The sequence below is a fragment of the Bacillus rugosus genome, assembly GCF_023238245.1.
GTDB classification, from domain to species: domain Bacteria; phylum Bacillota; class Bacilli; order Bacillales; family Bacillaceae; genus Bacillus; species Bacillus rugosus.
The window spans coordinates 3,760,515-3,784,072 of sequence record NZ_CP096590.1; the positions used below are offsets into that span (position 1 = coordinate 3,760,515).

Genomic DNA, 23,558 nt, shown 5'->3' on the forward strand with positions numbered 1-23,558 from the left:
ATTCGCTCCTGCGCCATACCTTCATTATTTAATCAGGTCACTCACAAATTTCGGCAGAACAAACGCCGCTTTATGAATATCTTTTGTGTAATATTTCGTATCAATATCGAAGAAACGGCTGTCTTCCACTGCAAGCGGATCATATTTTTTCGAGCCGATTGTAAATGTCCACAAACCGCTTGGATATGTTGGAATGTTCGCCGTATACAGTTTCGTAATCGGGAAGATTTCCTTCACGTCGCGCTGTACATTTGTGATTAATTCCGGTGTAAACCATGGGTTGTCCGTCTGAGCGACGAAAATGCCGTCTTCTTTCAGCGCCTTCGCGATTCCCGCGTAGAATCCTTTTGTAAACAGGTTTACAGCAGGTCCGACAGGTTCAGTTGAATCAACCATGATCACGTCATATTGATTTTCAGATTTCGCAATGTGCATAAATCCGTCATCCACCTGCACCTCAACGCGCGGGTCATCCAGTTTACCTGCAATAGAAGGAAGGAATTTTTTAGAGTATTCGATGACCTTGCCGTCAATATCAACAAGTGTCGCTTTTTTCACGCTCGGATGCTTCAGGATTTCTCTGATGACGCCGCCGTCACCGCCGCCGACAACAAGAACGTGCTCCGGATTTGGATGCGTAAATAATGGGATATGCGCCACCATTTCGTGGTAAACGAATTCGTCTTTTTCAGATGTCATCACCATGCCGTCCAAAAACAGCATGTTGCCGAACTCTTCTGTTTCCACCATTTCTAAATGCTGAAACTCCGTTTGTTCTGTATGTAACGTTTTATTAACCTTCAATGTAATGCCAAAGTTTTTTGTCTGCTTCTCTGTGTACCAAAGTTCGCTCAATTGTCATCTCCCTTTCAAGGCTGTATTCATTTATTGTAAGCGTCTTATCAGCTTTTATTCTCGGTTGAAATCTCATTTTCACCTAAGGAAAAAGTATAGAGGATGACGGGGAAAAAGTAAAGATACGTCCTTGTTCTGCGATGTTTAAAAACGGTCTTTTTTTCTCATAATAGTAGAAACATAAAAAAAGGGGGAACCCGTTGTGGATGCAATGACAAATAAACGGCTGAGACTGACGCTGAAAACCGTTCGCGCCTTTATCTTTTTAGGGGCTTTGGCGGCCTTTGCGGCAGCTGCTGTGTTTATGACTGTCATTTTGATAGCCAAATACCAGGGCGCTCCCTCGGTGCAAGTGCCGCAATCCACGATTTTGTATGCGAGTGACGGCTCAAAGCTCGGGGAAACGAATTACGGCGAAAAGCGCTATTGGGTCCCCTTAAAGGACATGAATCCGACGATTGTAAAAGCGACAGTGGCGGTTGAAGACCAGAATTTCTACGATCATCACGGCTTTGATTATAAACGTATGGCGGGTGCGGCGCTTGCTGACCTGAAAGCATTTGCCAAGGTTCAGGGCGCAAGCACCATCACCCAGCAATATGCGAGAAACTTATACCTTGAACACGATAAAACGTGGAAACGGAAATGGAATGAGGCGTTCTACACAATCCGTCTGGAACAGAACTATTCTAAGGACGAGATATTAGAAGGCTATTTAAATACGATTTACTACGGCCACGGCGCCTACGGCATTGAAGCCGCCTCCCGCCTGTATTTCGGCAAGCATGCGAAAAACCTGACGGATGCGGAAGCCGCGTTATTGGCGGGGATCCCGAAAGGCCCTTCCGGCTATTCGCCGTATGTCAATGAAACAAAGGCCAAGGAGCGCCAGAAAACGATTGTGCGGATGATGGAAAAACAGCGAATGATCAGCCATAGGAAAGCGGATGAACTGATCAAGGAACCTCTTTCCTATCAGCCTTTGAATAAACAAGTTTCCAAGAGAAAGGCCCCTTATTTCTATGACAATGCGATGAGAGAGCTGGAGAAAAAGCTCGGCATGACGCGGGAACAAATTGAAACGAGCGGGTTAAACGTTTATACAACAGTAGATAAACGGATGCAGCGCATCGCCGAGGAGACCATTACCGAAACCGTCAACGCCGGCTCTGACATTCAAGTCGGATTTTCAGCCATTGATCCGCGCACAGGAAACGTTCTCGCTCTTGTTGGCGGCAGGGATTATCAAAAAAGCCCGTTTGACCGGACGACACAGGCGAAGCGACAGCCTGCTTCGACGATCAAGCCACTGCTGTACTATAAAGCGATTCAGAGCGGATTTACGCCAGTCACCTTGATGAAGAGCGAAGAAACTGAGTTTCAAATTGATGCAAAGGGAGAAACCTATTCTCCAAGCAACTATAACGGATACTACGCTAACAAGCCGATTACGCTTCTGCAGGCGCTGGCGCTTTCCGACAACATTTACGCTGTGAAAACACATCTCTTTCTAGGCACGAATAAGCTCGTACAGGCAGCAAAGGAATTCGGCATCACTGCGCATCTTCAAGCACTGCCGTCCCTGGCGCTCGGCACCGAACCCGTTCGCCCGATTGAGATGGTTAACGCTTATGCCATGCTCGCAAATGGCGGGAAGAAAATCGAACCGACTTTTATTTCAAGAGTTACGGACGCGGCAGGACATGTGCTGTACGAAAACCCGAATCAACATAAACAGGTGCTTGATGAAAAAGCCGCCTTTGTCACGGCGAGTATGATGACAGGCATGTTTGATACGGATTTAAACGGCTATACGTCGGTAACCGGACGAACGATCGCCAACCGCCTGACAAGAACGTACGCGGGAAAATCAGGAACCACCAGCGCAGACAGCTGGATGATCGGCTTCAATCCTAGGCTGGCCGCAGGTGTATGGACCGGCTATGACAAAAACAGCACCATCGACTCGGTCGAAGAAAAAAGCTACGCCAAAACGATTTGGGCTGACTTCATGGAAGATGCGCTCAAAGGAGAACCGGAAACTGCATTCAAACCGCCAAAAGGCGTAACCGGCGTGTATATTGATCCGGCAACAGGCTACACATCCGGCCCCGGCTGTGCAGCCAAACATTACACGTATTTTGTGAAAGGCACTGAGCCATCAAACGTATGCTATGGGGCAGAACCAGCAAAACAAACAAAAGAGCTGCATCCAGTCAAAGAGAAGCCCGCTTCCCCAAAAAAATGGTGGGACAAATGGCTGGGGCGGAATCATTGAAATAACCCGGCTCCTCAGAGGCCGGGTTATTCGTATGGTTCCTTCATCATCCATGGAAGCCATGTTACGCAATCAAATCCAGTCACCGGTTTCGACATCATATCTCCCTAAAAATGAAAAACCCCGAGTCTTGTTTCGGCTCGGGATTTTCCATGTCCTATTTCTGTATCACCAGTTTACTCAATGTTTACAAAAAATAGTTCAAATTTTCTAAAAGTTCACAGAAAGTTCACAAATTAATTATTTTCCGGAAGCAGGCCTGTTTTTAATTCATCTGAAGACCGGTCCCATAGGCCCTGATCATGATTTTTCAAAAACTCGCCGAGCACACGCTTCGAGCTGTCGTCCATTTTATCAATGATAATTTTCCGTTTCATTGATTTATCCATTAGATTCACATGCTCAGGCAGCGATTTGTAGCCTCTTCTGATGCTTCTGTCGACCGTCATTTCACAGGCTGTCACCCCTGCGTAATAAGGCCCCTCTTCTCTTCTGTCAATCGTCACCCACACAAGCCAGTATGGTTTGCCGTTTGGAACTTCTTCTTTATTCGGCAGAAATTTAATTCCTTTTTCAACGGTGCTGCGGGCGTGCATGGCGCCAATATCAACGAATGCTTCTTTTTCCTCTACGTCTACGAATACGGGAGAAATGTTATCGAGGCTGAGTGCCCCTACACCGAAGCCGCCGTGTCCGTCTGTCGGGTCACTTTTGATAATATTAAACCCGATTGATTTTTTCTTTTTTTCTTCCATGAGTTCTACCTCCTACAAAAGCGGTTGAAATATTGCTGAAAACAGCTTTAAAATCGAATCTCTTCCGGCATTGAGCATCGGCCAAAGCACGTAAGATCCGAGCGGTGTCACAAACAGAACCAAAAAGACGATAAAGCCGTAGCTTTCCGCCTGCGTCATCTTGGCACGGACCCCCGGCGGAACTAGATCTTCAATAATCCGATAACCATCGAGCGGAGGAAGCGGCAGCAGATTAAATAAAAACAAGACAAGGTTCAGCTGTATCCAAATGGAAAAAAACTGATCCAGCCCCGTGCTGAACGCCGCAAACAGCTCCATTCCGTATGCATGCATCAACACTAACAAAAAGAAACCGATAAACGCAAGAATCAGGTTACTGACGGGTCCGGCGATAGATACGAGCACACCGGCAAGCCGCGGTTTCTTAAAGAAGCGGCGATTAACGGGAATAGGGCGCGCCCATCCGAAGCCGGCCACCAAGATCAAAATGGTTCCGAACGGATCAAGGTGTTTAATGGGATTGAGCGTCAGCCTTCCTTGTCTTTTCGCCGTATCGTCACCGAATTTGTATGCGACATAAGCGTGGGCAAGCTCGTGCATCGTAAACGACACAATTAACGTGATGACGAGGTATGGCATTAAAGATAACGGATAATATAAAAAACGGTCCAAGTGAGATATCCCTCTTTCTAAAAATGCAAGAATTTACTTTATTCAGTATACTATAAGAAGCCTCTTTTTCTAAAGAGAGGAAACGAGATAAAGGAGGATTCAGCACCCATGCCATACGTAACCGTCAAAATGCTCGAAGGCCGTACAGACGAGCAAAAACGCAATCTTGTCGAGAAAGTAACAGAAGCTGTAAAGGAAACTACAGGTGCTTCTGAAGAAAAAATTGTTGTATTTATAGAAGAAATGAGAAAAGACCATTATGCAGTCGCAGGCAAACGCCTGAGTGATATGGAATAGTCTCTATAAAGCCGGGGCTTTGCGCACCGGCTTTTTCTATCCCTATTGGGTCAGCTTCTCAATAATCGCTAAGAATGTCTTTTTCTCTTCGGCTGTCAAACGTTCAAACATGCCGTCAATCAGCTGCTGGCGGTTTTCGATCATTTGCTCAGCCGCTCCCCGGCCCGATTCAGAAAGCGTAATCCATACAGTACGGCGGTCATTGTTATTTCTGGATCTCTCAATAAACCCCTCCTGTTCTAAATGGTTCAGAGCGGTTGTTGTGGCAGAGGGAGACAGTGTGACTTCCTTCAGAATATCCTTTATGGTGCAGCTCCCATGTCTGTATATGATCCGCAAAATAAATCCTCTTACATTATTTACGTGTTTCGGAACGGTGGCTTCATCTAATTGCTTCGTGCTTTTCAAATATTTTGTAAGTGCGTGATCCAGCAAATTTGCTTCCAGTTTGTCATGGTCCATGTAGATTTCCCCATTTCGAGATGCATTCATAACATACGAACGATATGATTTACTTATTATTTTACTGATTCCGGATAGGGAAAGTCAAAAAAGCAAAATGAGAATTCACAGCTTTTCTCCTAGATCCTTCGATTTTTCACCTGTTTGACAAGGTTATCTTTAAACGTCTGAAAAGGAACGTGTTCATTCTGCTGATCTCCGAATTGGCGGACGTTTACTGCGCCTTCCTGTTCTTCATGATCCCCTAGCACCAGCACGTACGGGATTTTCTGCACCTGTGACTCTCTGATTTTGTAGCCCAGCTTCTCATTGCGCTCATCAATGCCAGCTCTTATCCCCAGCTGCTTCAGCTCTGCCTGCACCTTTCTGCAATAGTCCAAATGAACGTGCGAAACCGGTATGATTTGAACCTGAATCGGTGCGAGCCAGGCTGGGAATGCCCCGCCGAAATGCTCGATTAAAATGCCGAAGAAACGGTCGATTGAGCCGAATACCGCTCTGTGTATGACAACAGGACGAACCTTTTCATTGTGTTCATTAATATATGTTAAATCAAATTTTTCCGGCATTTGAAAATCAAGCTGAATTGTCGCACATTGATGGCTTCGTTTCAGGGCATCCCTTATGTGAAAATCAATTTTCGGACCGTAAAACGCTCCATCGCCTTCATTGATCTCATAAGGCAGACCGAGCTCCTCAAGGACGTTTGCCAAGGCACGTTCCGAAGCTTCCCAAAGGCTGTCATCGCCTAACGAATCCTCCGGGCGAGTCGAGAGTTCGACAGAATACTCGAAGCTAAATGTACGATATACCTCATCAATCAATCCAATCGCTTCTTTGATCTCACTCTCAATCTGATCCTCCCGAACAAAGATATGGGCGTCATCCTGGCAGAACGTCCGGACGCGAAGCATTCCGTTTAGAGCGCCGCTGTATTCATGGCGATGCACCTGGCCAAATTCCGCCATGCGAATCGGCAGATCCCGATACGAATACAGGCTGTTTTTAAAGATGAGCATATGTCCGGGACAATTCATCGGCTTCATTGCGAAACTTGTATCATCCACTTCTGAAAAATACATATTGTCGCGATAATGGTCCCAGTGTCCTGACTGCTCCCATAACCGCTGATTCATCATAAACGGCGTACGCACCTCATCGTAGCCGGCCTTTGTTTGCAGCTCACGCGAGAAGCGTTCCAGTTCATTGCGGACAATCTGCCCTTTCGGCAAGTAAAACGGCATCCCCGGCGCTTCTTCAGAAAACATAAACAGCCCTAGTTGTTTGCCCAGCTTGCGGTGGTCTCGTTTTGCCGCTTCTTCCAGCATATGCAGATGCGCATCGAGATCTTTTTTCTTGTGAAACGCAACCCCGTACACCCGCTGCAGAACTTCATTTTCGCTGTCTCCGCGCCAATAAGCGCCCGATAATCTTGTCAGTTTGAACGCCTTGATCATTCCTGTAGAAGGAAGATGCGGCCCGCGACACAGATCAATGAATTCTCCCTGCTGATACAGCGAGATATCCTCTCCGCGCGGAATATCCTTCAAAATCTCCAGCTTAAACGGCTCACCTTTTTTGGCAAACAGCTCTTCAGCCTCTTCGTAGGAAACCTCAATTCGTTTAATTTCCAAGTTTTCATTTATAATGTTTTTCATTTCTTTTTCGATGGTTTCTAAGTCTCCTGATGTCAAGCTTTGCTCAAGCTTCATGTCATAGTAGAAGCCGTCTTCAATCACTGGACCTATCCCCAATGACACTTCGCCGTGCAGACGTTTCACCGCTTGAGCCAGTACGTGCGCTGATGTGTGGCGAAGCACCTGCAAGCCTTCTTGGGAATCAAGTGTGATAATCGAAAGCTCAGCATCCTCCTCCAGCTTGAAACTGAGATCGACGAGCTTGCCGTTAACCTGACCCGCTGCCGCCTTCTTTTGCAGACTGGAACTGATAGAACCAGCTGCTTCTTTGATTGTGATGCCTTTCGGATATTCCTTGATCTGTCCGTCCGGAAGCTGAATGTGTACATGTTTACTCATTTTTAAACACTCCTTCATAATTGTTTATATAAAAAAACACACCCGTCCCGCTGTAAGGGACGAGTGTGTGATTAACCCGTGGTTCCACCCAAATTCCCGACAAACGCTATGTTGTCGGCTTGGTGCTGTAACGCAGCATAGACGGCATTGGATACTTTAGTTCCCCAATGCTGCTCCAAGGCGGTAAATGATCATCCTAAGCTGGGAAGCTCTCACCTTTCCTTCCCTCGCTGAAAACCGTAATAATCATTCATGTCCTTTTCATTGCATGTATTCAATTCATAAAAAAACACACCCGTCCCGCTGTAAGGGACGAGTGTGTGATTAACCCGTGGTTCCACCCAAATTCCCGACAAACGCTATGTTGTCGGCTTGGTGCTGTAACGCAGCATAGACGGCATTGGATACTTCAGTTCACCAATGCTGCTCCAAGGCGGTAAACGATATTCCTAAGCTGGGAAGCTCTCACCTTTCCTTCCCTCTCTGAAAACCGTAAATATCATTCATGTCCTTTTCTTCGCATGTATTTAGTTCATATAAAAAAACACACCCATCCCTCTAAAAGGGACGAATGTGTTTATTATCCGTGGTTCCACCCAAATTCCCGATCAACACACATGGTGTATCGGCTTTAAGGTGCTGTAACGCAGCATGACGGTATCAGATACTTGATTTCCCCGATACGGCTCAAAGGCGGTAAGCTGCTTTCCCTGCGTTAGGAAGATCTCAGCTGTCCTTCCCTCTCTGGAAACCGTAAAAAGCATCTCATGTCCTTATCAGCGCCTGTATACATTACTGATCGTTTGGTGATTTCATATATTTTACAATACATTTCCTGATACAGCAATCTGTTTTGTTAAAAAAAGCAAAAGAAACGGTTCATTTCTTTTGCTTGGTATGGTTAACAAATCTGCTTCAGTTCCTCTATGTATTGAAGCGCTTCGTCATATTCTTCATTTGTATACTTTTGCTTGCTTTTGATTGTAAAGACTTTTTCTTTCTTTTCCTCATCCTCAAGCCCGTCAAAGTAAAGGATCGTGGAAACCAGCTCTAAAAATCGTGATGAACGGTTGTTTACACTTTCGATATACCCTTTGATATCTGGCATATCTAAATCAGCATGGTCTAAAAATTCAGAGCCTGTCTCAGTCAGGGAATAACGGTATTGAAAGTAGCCGCCCTTTTTTTCCTTCACCTCATGCAGAAATCCAAGGTTGCACAGCTCTTCAATCTGGAGCGTCAGTTCCTCTGAATACGGTCCGTAAAAGTGAAAATCATATTTCTCATAGAAAGGAAACTGCATTTTCTTTGCGATATAAATCATTTTCTGCAGCTTCTTCCGCCCGATGATTTCTCCAGAATCCGAGAACACCTTCATCAGTTTTGCATGTTCTTTCAACAAATTCCCGACATCTCCTTTTTCCTTCTTTCCAATTTCTATGTCAGTCCCAGCAGCTGCCGGATTTTCATTTTCGCTTCCGGATGTTCAGAGCCGTCACAAATCAGGTCCTTCGGATAGTACAGCTTGTGGTCCGTCCGCCGTTTTCCGGAGATGGATTCCACAATAGCCGATTGTCTGGACAGCTCTTTAATTTGGCCGTTTTGCGTCAAGAGATGGATCGGCAGACGCTCCTCTTCCTCTCCAGGACGGTAAAAATCGTATGGCAGATCTGAAGAAGAATCAACGACCAAATAATAGCTCGGATCGATTCCCGCCTCTTTGAACAATGAGGTCAGCTCAAAATAAGCCGACATTTCTTCATTCGGATTGAATTCAACGTATTGGAACAGCTGGCGGTTAATGAATCTGCGGCACAAATCGGATAGAATCGAATCTTCTTCATCCTCCCAGGCCTGGAAGTAATACAAAATAATAGATTCATCCAGCTTCACATAATCCTCCAGTGTCAATTTCCCTTCAAAAATAGAATAGAAATGGACCGGAGCGTGAGTGAAGACATAGCCTTCATCGTGCAGCTGCTTCGCCCTGTGAAGAATCTTCGTTAAAATAACCTCTGCGCTTCTTGTCACAGGATGGAAATACACCTGCCAATACATTTGATAGCGGCTCATGATATAGTCTTCGACAGCGTGCATCCCGCTTTCTTTAATGACGATCTGATCCTCGCGCGGGCGCATCACCCGAAGAATCCGCTCCATATCAAAATGGCCGTAGCTGACGCCCGTATAATAAGCGTCGCGCTGCAGGTAATCCATGCGGTCTGCGTCTATCTGACTCGAAATCAGGCTGACCACTTGCTTGTTTTTATATGTTTTGGCAATGACTTCAGCAACATCCTGCGGGAAACTAGGGCTCACTTTTCTAAGCACCTGATTGACCTCTGTATCCCCCAAAATGATATCTCTTGTAAAATCTTCGTGGTCAAGGTGAAAGACTTTCTCAAATGAATGCGAGAACGGCCCGTGCCCGAGATCATGAAGCAGCGCCGCGGCCAAACAGAGTTCGCGCTCACTGTCATCCCATTCAGGGCGGCCTTTAAAGACGTCATCAACCATTCTCCTGACAATTTCATAGACACCGAGAGAATGGTTGAACCGGCTGTGCTCAGCGCCATGGAACGTCAAATACGTCGTGCCGAGCTGCTTGATTCTGCGGAGACGCTGAAATTCACGGGTCCCGATCAAATCCCATATCAGCTTGTCCCGTACATGAACATAGCGGTGCACCGGATCTTTAAACACTTTTTCTTCTGATAATTTTCCATTTGGATACGCCATCGTCATTCCCTCTTTTTTTTAGCCGTGTTTCTATTATATCGACTCTATTCTTTGAAAACATCCTTGAATTTGCCCGGCGATTTGTTCCATCTTCACGAAAAACACATGATGTGAAGCAAAAAAGCCTGACCCGAAGGCCTAGGCTAAGAAAAAATATGTTTTTACTTTTTTATTTTCTTTTTTACTTTGTCAATCAGCTCATCCTCTGTCGGAGCTGACAGCGGGCGATTGTTCACAAAAGCAAATGATTTTTTCCGTCCGGGCCCGCAATAAGATTGGCATCCTACCTCAACCTTTGCGTCCGGGTCCACTTCTTTTAAACGCGGCAGCAAGGTTTTGATATTAGTGGCTTGGCAATCATCACACACTCGAAATTCATTAGCCATGACGTACGCTTCCCTTCATTTCTATGTTCATCTATGTGAATAACCTAAAATGCTTTTCAAAAAAATCACATCACTCTTCATTTTACAAGGATTCGACTGTTCCTGCAAGCCGCTCCATCCTTCGTATCTCCTATTCTTTCAGCCAATTTGTATAAATATTTTCCAACCTGGACATTCTAATACCATGAAAAGAAAAATGGGAGTTGAGATAAATGACAAAACAGCGACAAGACGCTTGGTCAGAAGAAAATGATCTGCTTTTAGCCGAAACAGTGCTTCGGCATGTAAGGGAGGGCAGCACTCAGCTGAACGCCTTTGAAGAAGTCGGCGATAAATTAAACCGGACATCTGCAGCCTGCGGATTCAGATGGAACGCGGTAGTCCGCCACCAATATGAAAAAGCGCTGCAGCTTGCGAAAAAACAGCGAAAACAGCGGATGAGAGCGCTCGGAAACGGACAGTCTGCGAAAAAAAGGCTATTATATCAGCCTCCTGCGGTTGATCCTGAAATCATTCAAGATTCCGCTGCAGAGGAGCCGGTTAAAACAGACGCACCATCAGCTGAGAATGAGCAGCAGCCTTTAATGTCAGGCGAACACATGCCTTTTGTAGATGAAAGCTTTAAGGAAGAGTTAGCTAGTCTATCACACTTATTGTCTCCCCAAACACCTGCAGCTGCGCCTGAGATGACAATGAATGATGTGATCCGCTTCCTGCAGAATTACGATGGCAATAACGAGCAATCATCAGCTTTAAAAATGGAAAATGAACGTTTAAAGAAAGAAAATCAGGAATTGCAAAGCAAAACGGAACAGCTTGAGGCAGAAGTACAAAAGCTTGAAAAAGACCAGAAAACGATCCAAGAAGATTATGAAACCTTGGTGAAAATTATGAATAGAGCCAGAAAGCTAGTTTTATTTGAAGAAGATGAACATGCCTCTCCGTCCTTCAAAATGGACCGAAACGGCAATTTAGAAAAAATGGCAGAGTAAGTTAGAAAAATCCCAAAACAGCAGCCGGTTTTGGGATTTTCGCCATGTGCAAAATCCCCTTTTCTATAGAGAAAAGAGGATTTTAACTTTTTGCAGCGAACCTCGCTATTCTTGTAAAATGAGGCCAAGCTTATGTGAATCTATTAAGACATGTGAGCTGCCTCGGCCGCTTTTTGTTTCCGAGGCACAGCGGAAATGACCAGAAGCCCAAGCATCATCAGTGCAATGCCGAGCCACGAGGAGAGTGAAAGCATTTCACCTATGAAAAACACGCCCAGCAATGAGGCCGTCAGCGGTTCAGCTAAAGACAGCGTGACCGCCGCCGAGGCCGGAACCCCAGTAAGCCCTTTCGCAAACAAGAAGTATGCGGCGCATGTTGCTATTAAACCGATGTAAAGGCTCGTTCCCAATCCTCTCGGGGTCAATATCCACGAGACATCTGACTGCCATAAAAGCGGCGTCAATAGGATGGCGCTTATCATAAAGACAACGGCGGAAGTCGCTCGCGGAGGCTGAGTTTTCATCATCGATTTACTGATGAGCGTGTAGCCCGCAAAAGAAGCACCCGCTCCGAGCGCCATAAGAACGCCAGCAACATCAATCCGAACATTGGAACCATCGGAAAACAGGAGCCAGCAACCGGCTAAAGCCAGCACAGTCGCGATCCACCAAGAGTTTCGCGGACGTTTTTTCAATACGGCCCACTCCATGCTTCCGGCAATGATAGGCGCACTGCCGATCGCAATCACAGTCCCCACAGCGATTCCGGTTTCTTTAACGGCTGTGAAAAACAGCGGCTGGTAACACGCCATACAAATCGCTGCCGATAACACGAGCGGCCATGACCAATTTTTCACGTGAAGCTCCCGGCTGATCCACACCGCAACCAGCATCGCGCTTCCTCCTATTAATAATCTGAACGCTCCGAATGCCAGCGGTGTGGAGCCTTCCGGAGCCATCGCCTGAACGGTTCCCGTGGTTCCCCAGAAGAAAGCCGCAATCAGCACAAACAGGCTGTAAACATTCCCTTTCATCTGCCTCTCCCCTTTGTATTATGGATGCTGATGTCATTTTATCGTTTTTCTTTTTGTCATGGTTATCTGTATATAAGAAGGATTTATCTAAAAATAAGATTGTTGGGGGATAAAATACCGCTTGAAATAAAAAATGCATGCCGCCCGGATACGGCTGGCATGCGGAGAACGTTCACCCAAACACCTTTGCATTCCGCTCAGCCATCCGGACAAGGTTTTTCTCAAATTCCAATTCCTCATCAATGGACAGTCCTGCTGAGTAAAGGTGAGTGCTTAACGCTTTTAATTCTGTCAGTAAAGCGAACATTAAGTCTTGTACAGAGATGTCTGTTTGCAGTAGCTCACTTAAAGACGCCATTGTTTCCGGACGTATCTCCGGGTAGACGCCTTTTTTATCGTTTCGTTTGTCCTTCAGCGCCTCCTGGTAGAATCGTCTGATCAAGTCAGCTCTTTCACTGCCGCTTTTATCCGCGCATAGATAAATTTGAACAGCAACTCCGCCGCGAACGCGTCTTTGAGAGATGCCGGCGAATTTTTTGCCATTTATGCTGAGGTCATAGCTGCCGGGACAATATGATCCTTCAATTTCATAGGCTTCGATCTTTGCATTGTACGGTTTCAGCATCCGTCTCATCAGCTCAACCATCGCTTCATATCCTTTGTCTATATCGATGCCTTTCTTTTCGTCCTCGAAGATGAGAGAAATATTTAAAACGCCCTCGTCCAAAACGACTGCCAGACCGCCGGAATTGCGTACAATCACACGGTATCCTTCGTTTTCCAGCAAGGAGATTCCATCCTGCAAAAACGGGAGACGCGTATCCTGTATTCCAAGGACAATCGTATTATGGTGCACCCATGAGCGCGCTGTCGCCGGCGACACGCCTTTTCCGACGGACATGCACAGCGTATCATCCATTGCGAAGGATTGCTTCGCATCAAATAAAGGGCCGAGACTGGATTGGTCAATGACTCTCCATGTCGGCTGCATCAGTAAATCAATCGGTTGGTTTGCCATCTATGTAAAACCCTTTCATGTTAGGCTTATGAACGAAAACTATTATATCATTTCAGCCGCTGTGATTGATAATTGCTTTTTAGCATCGTAATAAAAATTTCTTTATTTTTTGTATTCTCCATGAGAGGAGAATGAATGTAAGACAGCTTTCGCTTTAACGAGAAATCTTTTATATGGAGAATTGAAATTTCACGGTGGATCAAATCCTTATGCAGCACGCTTCTGGATAGAACAGACAGCCCCATGCCGCTGATGACCGCTTCTTTAACCCCTTGATTGCTGCTGATGGTGAACATCGACTTCGGCCGCAGTCCGTTTGAGCTGAGCACATGATCGAGATATTCTCTCGTCCCGGAGCCTTTTTCCCTTGTCACCCATGCTTCGTTTTGCAAGTCGCTGATCGAAATATCTCTCAGTCCGGCCAGCGGATGCTGGTTCGGCGCGGCAATGCACATTTCATCCTCCATGAACGGTTCAATTTCCAGTTCATTCTCGTTTGTATGTCCTTCAATCAGTCCGATATCAGCCTGAAGCATCCGCACACGCTCGCTGACCTCCTCTGTATTTCCGATCATGACATCGAGGTTCAGCTCTGGATACAGCTTTTGCAGCTGGGCCAGAAGCGGCGGAAGAATATACTCTCCGATCGTAAAGCTGGCAGCTATTTTCAATTCGCCCTTCACATAGTGATGATGCGCATAGATTTCGGCCTTGGCTTGCTCGTAGAGAAATACCATTTGCTTTGCTCTTTGATACAAAATGTCTCCTGTCGGCGTTGTCGTAAAGTGTTTTGGCGACCGGTTCAAAAGAGCGGTTTGAAATTCTTTCTCAAGATTTTTGATATGCAGACTGACGCTGGGCTGGGAGATCATCAGCTTTTCCGCCGCTTTTGTGAAGTTTTTTTCTTCTACTACCGCTATAAACGTTTTCAGCACGTCGTAATACAAAAACCCCACCCCCGTCATTAATAAAATATATGGTTATGATCAGTTTTCTTTATTGTACTCATATCATCTGTCTTGGTAAAGAAGGCTATACGGAGACGCAAAAAAGGCAGCCCTCCGGAAGAGAGCTGCCATCGTCTTCATTTTTCTTACAGAGCTTGCACCGCTGTGATTAATGCGAGATTGTAAACATCTTCAGCGTTACATCCTCTTGAAAGGTCGTTTACAGGCATATTTAAACCTTGCAGGATTGGTCCTACCGCTTCAAAGTTGCCCAAACGCTGAGCAATTTTATAGCCGATGTTTCCTGCTTCAAGGCTTGGGAATACGAATACGTTAGCGTCCCCTTTGATCTCGGAATCCGGCGCTTTTTTCTCGGCTACGGATGGAACAAATGCAGCATCGAATTGGAATTCGCCGTCAAGTGTCAGTTCAGGCGCTTTTTCTTTCGCGATTTTCACAGCATCCGCTACTTTTTCTGTTTCGTCAGACTTTGCTGAGCCTTTTGTAGAGAAGCTGAGCATTGCCACGCGAGGCTCAATGTCGAACATTTTTGCCGTATTGGCACTTTCGATCGCAATCTCGGCAAGATCTTGGCTGTCAGGCGCAATATTGATCGCACAATCCGCGAATACGTATTGCTCTTCTCCGCGAGCCATGATGAACACGCCGGAAGTTTTTTTCACGCCTTCTTTTGTTTTGATGATTTGAAGAGCCGGACGGACAGTGTCGGCTGTTGAATGAGCCGCTCCGCTAACAAGTCCGTGTGCAAGCCCTTTGTACACCAGCATTGTACCGAAGTAGTTCTCATCTAATAATGCTTTTCGAGCCTGTTCTTCTGTTGCTTTGCCTTTACGGCGTTCTACAAATGCTTGTACAAGGTCTTCCATGCCTTCATATGTATGAGGATCATAAATCTCAACGCCATCTAGCGCCAGGTTCAGTTCTTTTGCTTTTGTTTGGATCTCATTTTCATTGCCGATCACAATCGGATTCAGCACTTTGTTTCCTGCAAGCTTGCTGACCGCTTCTAAAATACGCTCGTCTAAGCCTTCAGGAAATACAATTTTAACGTCTTTTCCAGCTACTTTTTCTTGCACTGTTGAAAATAAATCTGCCACAATAAAACCTCCTCAAAATGTTACAAAAACGCTTTCTTTTACTAGCATACTCTTCTTCCAATCAAATTCAAACAGCCAACTTTCATTATAGCGCTTTCATAAAAAAATCTTATTTTTCTAACTAATTTAAGTGACTCATTCTTTCCTTATAGCTTCTCTTATTTTTTATGGAGTTATACGAAAGGGATGTTCAAGGTTTCTCCACAGTAGAATCGGATAAACTATGATATAGTGAAGGCAATCATGAAAAGATAATAGGAGTGAAGATAAATGAGTGAACAGCAAATGACCAATGAAGCGGCGAAAACGCTTGACGGCTGGTATGCGCTTCATGATTTCCGCACAATGGACTGGACTTCTTGGAAGCTGCTGTCCAGTGATGAGCGCCAATCTATCATACATGAATTCACAGGATTGCTTGAAAAATGGGGTATAGCCCAAAAAGAAGGAAAAGGATCGCAGACCCTTTACAGCATCGTCGGCCAAAAAGCAGATTTTATGCTGATGATTCTTCGTCCTACAATGGAAGAATTAAATCAAATTGAGCTCGAATTCAACAAATCAAGACTTGCTGAGTTCACCATTCCGGCTTACTCCTACGTATCAGTGGTAGAGCTAAGCAACTACTTGGCAAGCGGTGACGGCGACCCTTACGAAAATCCGCATGTGCGTGCGCGCCTTTACCCTGAACTGCCTGAATCAAAATATGTATGCTTCTATCCAATGGATAAAAGAAGATCCGGCAACGACAACTGGTATATGCTTTCAATGGAAGAACGCAGAAACTTGATGAGAAGCCACGGCTTAATCGGCCGCAGCTATGCGGGCAAAGTCAAACAGATCATCACAGGCTCAGTCGGCTTTGACGATTACGAATGGGGCGTTACATTATTCAGTGATGATGTGCTTCAATTCAAAAAGCTTGTATATGAAATGCGTTTTGACGAAGTCAGCGCTCGCTACGGCGAATTTGGTTCATTCTTTGTCGGCAACCGCCTTTCGCTTGATACGCTTCCTCAATTCCTATATGTATAATATCTCCTCCCGCCCTAATCGGCGGGAGTTTTTCGACCCTCCTTTATCAGAATTTAAATAAAATTTGCTATTTTCTCCGTTTTTTCTTACGATGTAGATAATAATCCAATTTTTTCAAAGGGGTGCAGTTATTTGTCAAAACGAACCGCATTTATTATGGGAGCCAGTCAAGGGATCGGAAAAGCAATCGCTCTGAAATTAGCAGACCAGCATTTTTCCGTCGTCATTAATTCACGAAACTTGGACAATATTGAACCTGTCAAAGAAGACATTTTGGCCAAGCATCCTGAAGCGAGTGTCATTGTCCTTGCGGGTGATATGTCTGACCAGCATACGAGAGCCGACATTTTTCAAAAAATCCAATCTCAATGCGGACGGCTTGATGTTCTGATTAATAATATCCCGGGTGGCTCACCTGACACATTTGATAATTGTAATATAGAGGATATGACGGCTACGTTTACACAGAAAACCGTCGCCTATATTGACGCTATCAAGCGCGCCGCCTCACTGATGAAACAAAACGAGTTTGGCAGAATCATCAACATTGTCGGAAATCTGTGGAAAGAACCCGGCGCCAATATGTTCACGAACAGTATGATGAATGCTGCTTTAATTAACGCCAGTAAGAATATTTCCATCCAGCTAGCTCCTCACAACATTACTGTCAACTGCCTGAATCCTGGTTTTATCGCTACAGACCGTTACCATCAATTTGTGGAAAATGTGATGAAAAAGAACAGCATATCCAAACAAGAAGCAGAAGAACAGATTGCTTCCGGGATTCCGATGAAACGTGTCGGATCAGCTGAAGAAACCGCATCGCTCGCCGCGTTTCTCGCATCTGAGGAAGCTTCCTATATCACAGGACAGCAAATTTCCGCGGACGGCGGCAGCATGAAAAGCATATAAAAAATCCCGCTTTTTAGCGGGATACTTCTTGTAATGATGCAAACGGCAGGTTCAGCTTTTGAATCCGCATGACAAATTCCCGCAGATCCTCCTGCTTCGACACCATCGATATTCTGACATGCCTTTTTCCGTTGCTTCCAAATATTTCGCCCGGTGTGACAACGACATGGGCATGCTCCAGCAAGTAATCGGAGAATTGGTGAGATGTCTCAAAGGCTTTCGGAATTTCAGCCCATACGTAAAACGTTCCTTTTGGCTTTTCCATCTTCCAGCCCAGTTCCTTTTCACACAACTCCGTAAAAAAGTCGATTCGTTCCTCGTAGATTCGTTTCAAGGATTCTGTTTGCTCCGGATCTCCTGAAAGCGCGGCACTCGCCGCCTGCTGCAATCCGCCGAACATGCCGACAAATACATGATCCTGAAATTCATTGACGGCCTGAATGATCTTTTCATTCCCTACGGCAAACGCCATTCTCCAGCCGGCCATGTTAAATGTTTTTGAAAATGAATAAAGCTCTGCTCCGACAGCTTTGGCATCCTCTGCCTCAAGAAAGCTGGCCGGCTTGTTATCAAATTCAAACGCGCCGTACGCAAAATCATGAATCAAATGGATGTTGTGCTCTTTCGCAAAAGCAGCCGCTTTTGCATAAAAAGCCGCATCGGCCACAGCTCCTGTCGGGTTATTCGGATAGTTCAAAAACATGAGCTTTGCTTTTTCCAGCACGGCGGGATCAATCTTTTCAAAATCCGGCAGATAGCCATTTTCTTCATACAGCGGCATTTCGTGCAGCTCAGCTCGCGCCATCGTAATTCCTGACAAGTATTCAGGGTAGCCTGGATTCGGGACCAGAGCGATGTCTCCCGGATTGAGCAGGCATTGCGTCAGCACATACAAGCCGGCTTTCCCCCCGCCGAAGAGCGCAACTTCCGTTTCAGGATTGACTGACACCCCATATTCTCTTTTATAGAAAGCAGCGATCGCTTCCTTCAAAAAAGGATAGCCTCTGAATGGGCCGTATCCGTGAAACGAAGGATTCAGAGACGCCTCCCGTAAAGCCTCCACAATATGCGGCGGAGTCGGTAGATCAGGGTTTCCCTGTCCGAGATTAATGATATGGGCTCCCGTTTTTTCCAATTCCTTCACCTTTTGAAAAACGAGAGAAAACTCTTGCCTTGGAAGTGTCTTGATGACGTCTGACGGTGTTATTTCCATCTAAAAGACTCCTTTTTGCTCCGTTTTGTTATCCCGTTCCAAAAACGATTTGTTGACGAGCTTCGTATGCAGAAATAATCCGCTTACGATCACAACAATCAGCCCCATAATGACCGGGGCGTTTAAGACGTTGATTAACATCGAACCAACAGAAATGCACAATCCGATAGACGCTTCCGCCACCGAAAAAATGCGCCCTTGAATCTGGTTCGCCGCATTTTCCTGAACCTTCACCTTTGCAAGCACTTCCCCGTATTCCATCGCGATGAAAAAGAGGATTGCGGCGATGACAGAGACAGCGAAAATCGGCGTGAATAAAAACAGCGCCAGCGAGACAATGGATAAAACGGTAAAGTACGTCAGTCCTCTATTGTTGTTAAAGCCCCATTTGCTGACAAGCGCCGCTCCGATGAACCCGCCGAAGCCGATGCAGAATGTGAGAATAAAGTTGCCGATTTCCCCGTCACCCAAAAACCGGCTGACAATCGGAAAATAGCTGTACACAATTCCCCACAGCATAGCCATCGTAATCATCGTAAACATGGCGTTTAATACGAAAGAATTTGTTTTGATTTCCTTGAGCCCTTCTTTAAAAGACTGAAAGGCCTCTTTTATGTTTTCAGATTGAATCGGCACGAATTGGAGCTTGATGCGGCTGATAAATAATGCCGAAATCAGGTATGTCACACCGTTAAAGGCAACAGCCAGCTCTACAGACCCTCCTAACAGAAAAAGCCCTCCGGCAGCCGCCCCGACGATGATCGAGATGGTCGTCGCTTTTGCGAATAACGTATTGATGCTTTTAATATCTGATTCCAATGATGACATGACAGCGAGACGGGCTGGATTAAAAAACACGCCGCTTCCATAAGAAATAAACAGCAAGGCCAGAAAAATCAGCGAGTACTCGCCTTTTGGAAGAAATGTGAGCCCCAAAAAGATGATACCCCTGATAATATCCGTCCACAGCATGATCTTAATTCTGTCTAACCGGTCGACCAGAACCCCCAAAAACGGCTGGAACACCATCGGAATGCTTCTGACCACGATGACCCCCGACGTCACCCAATAATCGTGATAATATGTAGACAAAATGAGCAGGGCAGGGAGAACACAATAGTCTCCCATAAACGATAGCGCCTGCCCATAAAGCAAGTATTTAGAGTTGGGTTTTAACTGTTTCATACTGGCAGCACATACTTTGCCGTCAGCTTCGCATGCTGCTGAATTTGTCTGATTGAGTCAGCCACATCCTTTGAATTGCTGCCTTTCAGTTCAAATGCAGCAATGGAGTTAAAGGCTTCAAACAGTGTCAAATCAACTGACGTCCCTGGTGCCGCAGCCGAAAAAGAAACAATTTCTGTATCTCCCTTCAATAGCCCGTCCGGCAGATCGATCGCTTCGATCACCAAATCCTCTGCAGTTTCAGGAATCTGGCCATTTTGTTTGAAATGCTGAGGGTACAGATGGCAGTCAGCGACGTAGTAAGGCTCTTGATCTAATAATCCGTCCGGCAGATCGGCGTCTTTTCCGAAACAGAGAACATCTAATAATAATTGCGCCATATCAAGGCCGAAAACCTTTTTAATATTAGGAATCATATTCCAGCCGGCGAATCTCGCTGCGGATTCTATTAAACCCGGTTCTCTGTTTTTCATTAGCTTGATCTCTGTATGTGTTGCGCAATTTTGCAGTCCAAGCCCCTCATTTGCCTTTTTGGCGGCTTCGACAATTTTCTTTTTCGCCTCTTCATCCAGAATGGACGGTGTAATATGTGATGTTTCTGTAAATCCGATTTGCGGCGTTTTGTCATGAATGGCGATCGGGAAATACTCACCATCAGCCATAATGCCTTCTATGCTGATATAGTCGGAGTAGCCTTCTGTTTGATACCAGTCTCCGTACTCACCCTGTAAAAATTCTTCAGCAATAAACGGCGCTTCAAACGTGACAGCTTTCGGCACGTTAATCGATTTCAGGTAGTCATTAACTCTGTTAAATTCATCTTCTGCCGTCTCAGTGTCGGTAATCAGCGTTACGCCGATTGAACTCGCTAAGTATGTAGGCTTTAAGATAAGAGGTGTGCCGATCTCTTCTAGTGCGGCACGAAAATCCTCAAGGGTTGTGACTCGTTTGTTTTTGATCGATTTAACTCCCGCTCTATTAAAAGCGTCTCTCATTTTATTTTTATCTCTGGCATTTTCGGCTGCCTGCACTCCGGCGCCCCTCAGGCCAAGGCGTTCGCAGGCTTTTGCCATCGGGGCAATGAATAACTCATTGTTTGTTGTGATGGCGTCCGCCTCAAACATTTCGGCAACCTTGACGATTTGCTCGACGACCTCTTCTTCAGGCTTGTCATGATCCTCATGCGCCCAATAAATTGAATCTGGATGCTCAAAATCAGCTAAGCTCTGAAAATAGTCTTTATCTTTTATGACCGCGACCGAGTATTTTTCAATCAGTGCTGCATGAGAGGCTGTAATTGCAAAAGGTCTTGGAATAAAGCTAACCAGGTTATATTTTTCAGCAGCGCTTTTATAAAACATGTGCGGCGGGCAGCCTCCAAGATCAGCGATGACCAATACTGTTTTTCTCTCCATATGTAAAACACTCCTTCTCTATTGTGCGGTGTATCCTCCGTCTGCGGTGATGGCGCTTCCGGTCATATAGCTTGATAAATCTGAGGCTAAAAACAGCATCACGTTTGCAATTTCTTCGGGTTTCCCGAGCCTTAGCAGCGGATTCACCTTAGCCTTTTCCTTTTTGATCTCTTCAAGTGTGCCTTCATTATTTTCAAGGAATGATTTTTCATTTAGCGGTGTGTCGATAATTCCCGGGCATACGCAGTTGACGCGTATTTGATGTTTCGCATAATCAACGGCCATTGACCGCGTCAACTGCAAAACGCCTCCTTTGCTGGCGTTATAAGCAGGGATATCAGGCCATGCCACGAGTCCGCCGACTGAGCACGTATTAATGATGTTGCCTTTGCCGGCAGCCAGCATATGCTTGAGTGCGTGCTTGCTCATTAAAAACATGCCGGTCAAATTGACTTGCAGCACCTTGTTCCAATCGCTGAGCTCCATCTCGTGAATGGGAGCCACGATTTCGATGCCCGCATTATTAATCAATACATCCAGCCTTCCAAATGTATTGACCGCTGATTGAACAGCGTGCTGACAGGCATCTTCGTCTGTAATATCCGTTTGCACAAAGTGCAGCCTGTCATTATTTTCTTTCCGAACCAATGCTTCTCCCTGTGCCTCGTCAATATCCGCCACAACCACATTAGCCTGCTGGTTCAAAAAAGCCTGAACCGCCGCATAACCAATTCCTGATGCGCCTCCTGTTATGAGGACGGTTTTATCGGTAAGGTTCATGATCACTCATCCGCCTTTATTTTTTTTGCTTTTGCTCTGTTGTAGCGCGGCGGGAAGAAAATGTTAATTGATTTTGATTCTTTTTCGGAACGGTTGATGGCGCCGTGATCCTCCCGAGGGTCGCAGAAATAGGCTGTGCCGAATTTCATTTCCACCGTGCAGCCTTCGACCGTCATGTCGTAACCGCCGCCGATGCAGATGCCGATTTGTTCATTCCGGTGTTTATGGAAAGGCATTTCTCCGCCGTTTCCAGGAATTTTGGCCAGCATGATTTCCACCCAGTCCTCAACAAAGAACGTGACTTCCATGCCAGGCAATAGGTCTCTTGTTTTGAAAATATTCAAAAAATAATCCGCAGGACTTGTATATGTTTCATCAGCTTTCAGCCGCTTGATATCAATCGCAATGACTTCTTGGTCTGTATCGTTTCTTGCCCCATGAGGCACATGTGGCGGCGCAATATAGGCAGATTCCAAGGCCGTCATTTTTCTCGTCACATCTCCGACAGTCATCATCAGCTCGCCAGAAATGACCATGCCGATTTGGACTTCCTTATGCTGATGGGGTTCAACATTGGTATGCGGCGGCACGTAAGACATTAATACCTCAGTATCACCGCGCACGGTTGAATACTGCCTCACTCCGTTTTCCCATTCTATTAATTTCGGTGTCGGGAAATAAAGCTCCTGCATATCTTCTTTAGTTTTCATAATCAACGTCTCCTTTTCCGAATAATGACCAGCTCATAGGAATGCTTTTAAATGTTTTTACAAATGTAAGCCCGTACTTTTGCCGTGCAAGCTCATTGGTTAAGGCAATGTCATATAAGCCTTCTTTTACTTTTCTTGCAGCTTGACTAGTCGAATTGACCAGTTTGAAACGTACATCTTTGCGGATAAAATATTTGATTAAATTAATGGGTGAAGGATGTGAAACGATAACAGATGAATCAAGCATATCGTCTCTGAATTCAAAGTCAGGACGAACAGCCAGGCCGTACATCGGTGTATCGCACCTGAAGATCTGCAATAGCTGTAAATCCGGCCTCATGTAGAAATGCTTAATGCCATCGTAAGCGTGTGGGACGATGGTATATTCCAGCGGGCTTTGAAGCGTCCTTTCGATGCATGATTCAAACGTATCATGCAAGGACAATTTACTGTTCAGCCCTTGTTGAAGAGTAAAATTGGAGATGAAGTGTTTTGCTGCGTACTCACTGCTTGTCCCCTCAGGGCCGAGCGTGTTGACTGTAATGAGTTTGGATATTGAATCAGTTCTTTTTTTTGTCTGAATGCTATTATCCAATATAATCATGAGCACCAACCAATCTTTTAAAATTTTAAGTAAATTTTATCCAGCGACGATTGAACTGTCAACATTTTTTGAAAATATTGATAATTATTCCCATACAAACAAAAAAACCCTTAAG

At 45.4% G+C, this 23,558-nt stretch carries 23 protein-coding genes and 3 other annotated features; of the genes, 5 read left to right on the forward strand and 18 right to left on the reverse strand.

The window, feature by feature from the left end; all coding sequences use genetic code 11:
- Positions 1–24 precede the first annotated feature (24 nt).
- The gene (gene speE, locus M0696_RS19065) at positions 25–855 is read right to left on the reverse strand and encodes a spermidine synthase (protein ID WP_248602285.1); all 831 of its coding nucleotides are present in this window, start codon (positions 853–855) and stop codon (positions 25–27) included.
- A gap of 202 nt (positions 856–1,057) precedes the next feature.
- On the opposite strand from speE, the gene M0696_RS19070 reads away from it, so the two are divergent.
- Positions 1,058–3,133 (forward strand): transglycosylase domain-containing protein, encoded by a 2,076-nt coding sequence (locus M0696_RS19070; protein WP_248602286.1) that lies wholly within the window; start codon positions 1,058–1,060, stop codon positions 3,131–3,133.
- 236 nt (positions 3,134–3,369) lie between these two features.
- Here the strand turns inward: M0696_RS19070 and M0696_RS19075 are convergent, their stop codons facing one another.
- Both M0696_RS19075 and M0696_RS19080 read right to left on the reverse strand, forming a co-directional pair.
- Complete coding sequence (locus M0696_RS19075) at positions 3,370–3,888, reverse strand: YwhD family protein (RefSeq protein ID WP_166847121.1); 519 nt, start codon at positions 3,886–3,888, stop codon at positions 3,370–3,372.
- 12 nt (positions 3,889–3,900) lie between these two features.
- Positions 3,901–4,560, reverse strand: a complete 660-nt coding sequence (locus M0696_RS19080; RefSeq protein WP_166847118.1) for a site-2 protease family protein — start codon at positions 4,558–4,560, stop codon at positions 3,901–3,903.
- Positions 4,561–4,668: 108 nt separating this feature from the next.
- Here M0696_RS19080 and M0696_RS19085 point away from each other — a divergent pair, with 108 nt between their 5' ends.
- The gene (locus tag M0696_RS19085; protein ID WP_003222038.1) at positions 4,669–4,857 is read left to right on the forward strand and encodes a 2-hydroxymuconate tautomerase; all 189 of its coding nucleotides are present in this window, start codon (positions 4,669–4,671) and stop codon (positions 4,855–4,857) included.
- Between the two features lie 42 nt (positions 4,858–4,899).
- Here the strand turns inward: M0696_RS19085 and M0696_RS19090 are convergent, their stop codons facing one another.
- From M0696_RS19090 to M0696_RS19115, 5 genes are all read right to left on the reverse strand, one after another.
- A complete protein-coding gene (locus tag M0696_RS19090) occupies positions 4,900–5,319 on the reverse strand; it encodes a MarR family transcriptional regulator (protein ID WP_222142234.1) in 420 nt (139 codons plus the stop codon).
- A gap of 119 nt (positions 5,320–5,438) precedes the next feature.
- A complete protein-coding gene (gene thrS / locus M0696_RS19095) occupies positions 5,439–7,355 on the reverse strand; it encodes a threonine--tRNA ligase (RefSeq protein WP_222142235.1) in 1,917 nt (638 codons plus the stop codon).
- A gap of 52 nt (positions 7,356–7,407) precedes the next feature.
- Positions 7,408–7,629, reverse strand: a binding site (T-box leader).
- Between the two features lie 31 nt (positions 7,630–7,660).
- Positions 7,661–7,882 (reverse strand) — a binding site (T-box leader).
- Between the two features lie 33 nt (positions 7,883–7,915).
- Positions 7,916–8,144: a binding site (T-box leader), on the reverse strand.
- Positions 8,145–8,256: 112 nt separating this feature from the next.
- Entirely contained in the window at positions 8,257–8,757 is a 501-nt protein-coding gene (locus M0696_RS19105; protein WP_166847109.1) for a YwgA family protein, read from the reverse strand.
- Positions 8,758–8,792: 35 nt separating this feature from the next.
- Positions 8,793–10,094, reverse strand: a complete 1,302-nt coding sequence (locus M0696_RS19110; protein WP_166847106.1) for an HD domain-containing protein — start codon at positions 10,092–10,094, stop codon at positions 8,793–8,795.
- Positions 10,095–10,255: 161 nt separating this feature from the next.
- Positions 10,256–10,480, reverse strand: coding sequence for a YuzB family protein (locus M0696_RS19115; RefSeq protein ID WP_003222050.1), 225 nt, complete (start codon positions 10,478–10,480; stop codon positions 10,256–10,258).
- 212 nt (positions 10,481–10,692) lie between these two features.
- Here M0696_RS19115 and rsfA point away from each other — a divergent pair, with 212 nt between their 5' ends.
- On the forward strand, positions 10,693–11,472 hold the full coding sequence (rsfA, locus tag M0696_RS19120) for a prespore-specific transcription regulator RsfA (protein ID WP_248602287.1): 780 nt from the start codon (positions 10,693–10,695) through the stop codon (positions 11,470–11,472).
- Between the two features lie 143 nt (positions 11,473–11,615).
- Here the strand turns inward: rsfA and M0696_RS19125 are convergent, their stop codons facing one another.
- The 4 genes from M0696_RS19125 to pta all read right to left on the reverse strand — a co-directional run bounded on the left by M0696_RS19125 (position 11,616) and on the right by pta (position 15,589).
- Positions 11,616–12,506: a carboxylate/amino acid/amine transporter gene (locus M0696_RS19125; RefSeq protein ID WP_222142236.1), complete on the reverse strand. Its 891-nt coding sequence runs from the start codon at positions 12,504–12,506 to the stop codon at positions 11,616–11,618.
- Between the two features lie 172 nt (positions 12,507–12,678).
- Positions 12,679–13,524 (reverse strand): octanoyl-[GcvH]:protein N-octanoyltransferase, encoded by an 846-nt coding sequence (lipL, locus tag M0696_RS19130; protein WP_222142237.1) that lies wholly within the window; start codon positions 13,522–13,524, stop codon positions 12,679–12,681.
- 47 nt (positions 13,525–13,571) lie between these two features.
- Positions 13,572–14,471 (reverse strand): cysJI operon transcriptional regulator CysL, encoded by a 900-nt coding sequence (cysL, locus tag M0696_RS19135; RefSeq protein WP_166847094.1) that lies wholly within the window; start codon positions 14,469–14,471, stop codon positions 13,572–13,574.
- 146 nt (positions 14,472–14,617) lie between these two features.
- A complete protein-coding gene (pta, locus tag M0696_RS19140; protein ID WP_166847091.1) occupies positions 14,618–15,589 on the reverse strand; it encodes a phosphate acetyltransferase in 972 nt (323 codons plus the stop codon).
- A 270-nt stretch (positions 15,590–15,859) separates the two neighbouring features.
- Between pta and hemQ the strand changes: the two genes are divergently transcribed.
- Together hemQ and bacG are read left to right on the forward strand one after the other, a co-directional pair.
- Positions 15,860–16,624, forward strand: coding sequence for a hydrogen peroxide-dependent heme synthase (gene hemQ / locus M0696_RS19145; protein WP_041906304.1), 765 nt, complete (start codon positions 15,860–15,862; stop codon positions 16,622–16,624).
- A 132-nt stretch (positions 16,625–16,756) separates the two neighbouring features.
- The gene (bacG, locus tag M0696_RS19150) at positions 16,757–17,536 is read left to right on the forward strand and encodes an NADPH-dependent reductase BacG (RefSeq protein ID WP_248602288.1); all 780 of its coding nucleotides are present in this window, start codon (positions 16,757–16,759) and stop codon (positions 17,534–17,536) included.
- A gap of 13 nt (positions 17,537–17,549) precedes the next feature.
- Here the strand turns inward: bacG and bacF are convergent, their stop codons facing one another.
- From bacF to bacA, 6 genes are read right to left on the reverse strand one after another with little or no spacing between them, the layout of a single operon-like run.
- Entirely contained in the window at positions 17,550–18,749 is a 1,200-nt protein-coding gene (bacF, locus tag M0696_RS19155) for a transaminase BacF (protein ID WP_166847083.1), read from the reverse strand.
- Positions 18,750–19,934 carry a bacilysin exporter BacE gene (bacE, locus tag M0696_RS19160; protein ID WP_248602289.1) on the reverse strand — a complete coding sequence of 395 codons (1,185 nt, stop codon included), beginning with the start codon at positions 19,932–19,934 and terminating at the stop codon, positions 18,750–18,752.
- Positions 19,931–21,349: an alanine--anticapsin ligase gene (gene bacD / locus M0696_RS19165; protein WP_248602290.1), complete on the reverse strand. Its 1,419-nt coding sequence runs from the start codon at positions 21,347–21,349 to the stop codon at positions 19,931–19,933. The genes bacE and bacD overlap by 4 nt, the downstream gene beginning before the upstream one ends.
- Before the next feature lie 18 nt (positions 21,350–21,367).
- On the reverse strand, positions 21,368–22,129 hold the full coding sequence (gene bacC / locus M0696_RS19170) for a dihydroanticapsin 7-dehydrogenase (RefSeq protein WP_166847045.1): 762 nt from the start codon (positions 22,127–22,129) through the stop codon (positions 21,368–21,370).
- A gap of 2 nt (positions 22,130–22,131) precedes the next feature.
- Positions 22,132–22,839: a 3-((4R)-4-hydroxycyclohexa-1,5-dien-1-yl)-2-oxopropanoate isomerase gene (gene bacB / locus M0696_RS19175; RefSeq protein WP_222142241.1), complete on the reverse strand. Its 708-nt coding sequence runs from the start codon at positions 22,837–22,839 to the stop codon at positions 22,132–22,134.
- On the reverse strand, positions 22,829–23,443 hold the full coding sequence (bacA, locus tag M0696_RS19180; protein ID WP_222142242.1) for a prephenate decarboxylase: 615 nt from the start codon (positions 23,441–23,443) through the stop codon (positions 22,829–22,831). The genes bacB and bacA overlap by 11 nt, the downstream gene beginning before the upstream one ends.
- Positions 23,444–23,558: the final 115 nt, after the last annotated feature.

Excerpts from the sequence above, each read along its gene's own strand:
- lipL (WP_222142237.1), bottom strand. The coding sequence starts at position 13,524 with ATGGCAAACCAACCGATTGATTTACTGATGCAGCCGACATGGAGAGTC.
- bacB (WP_222142241.1), bottom strand. The coding sequence starts at position 22,839 with ATGAAAACTAAAGAAGATATGCAGGAGCTTTATTTCCCGACACCGAAA.
- M0696_RS19110 (WP_166847106.1), bottom strand. The coding sequence starts at position 10,094 with ATGGCGTATCCAAATGGAAAATTATCAGAAGAAAAAGTGTTTAAAGAT.
- rsfA (WP_248602287.1), top strand. The coding sequence starts at position 10,693 with ATGACAAAACAGCGACAAGACGCTTGGTCAGAAGAAAATGATCTGCTT.
- bacE (WP_248602289.1), bottom strand. The coding sequence starts at position 19,934 with ATGAAACAGTTAAAACCCAACTCTAAATACTTGCTTTATGGGCAGGCG.
- bacF (WP_166847083.1), bottom strand. The coding sequence starts at position 18,749 with ATGGAAATAACACCGTCAGACGTCATCAAGACACTTCCAAGGCAAGAG.
- bacA (WP_222142242.1), bottom strand. The coding sequence starts at position 23,443 with ATGATTATATTGGATAATAGCATTCAGACAAAAAAAAGAACTGATTCA.
- M0696_RS19075 (WP_166847121.1), bottom strand. The coding sequence starts at position 3,888 with ATGGAAGAAAAAAAGAAAAAATCAATCGGGTTTAATATTATCAAAAGT.
- M0696_RS19115 (WP_003222050.1), bottom strand. The coding sequence starts at position 10,480 with ATGGCTAATGAATTTCGAGTGTGTGATGATTGCCAAGCCACTAATATC.
- thrS (WP_222142235.1), bottom strand. The coding sequence starts at position 7,355 with ATGAGTAAACATGTACACATTCAGCTTCCGGACGGACAGATCAAGGAA.
- bacD (WP_248602290.1), bottom strand. The coding sequence starts at position 21,349 with ATGGAGAGAAAAACAGTATTGGTCATCGCTGATCTTGGAGGCTGCCCG.
- M0696_RS19125 (WP_222142236.1), bottom strand. The coding sequence starts at position 12,506 with ATGAAAGGGAATGTTTACAGCCTGTTTGTGCTGATTGCGGCTTTCTTC.
- bacC (WP_166847045.1), bottom strand. The coding sequence starts at position 22,129 with ATGAACCTTACCGATAAAACCGTCCTCATAACAGGAGGCGCATCAGGA.
- M0696_RS19090 (WP_222142234.1), bottom strand. The coding sequence starts at position 5,319 with ATGGACCATGACAAACTGGAAGCAAATTTGCTGGATCACGCACTTACA.
- hemQ (WP_041906304.1), top strand. The coding sequence starts at position 15,860 with ATGAGTGAACAGCAAATGACCAATGAAGCGGCGAAAACGCTTGACGGC.
- M0696_RS19085 (WP_003222038.1), top strand. The coding sequence starts at position 4,669 with ATGCCATACGTAACCGTCAAAATGCTCGAAGGCCGTACAGACGAGCAA.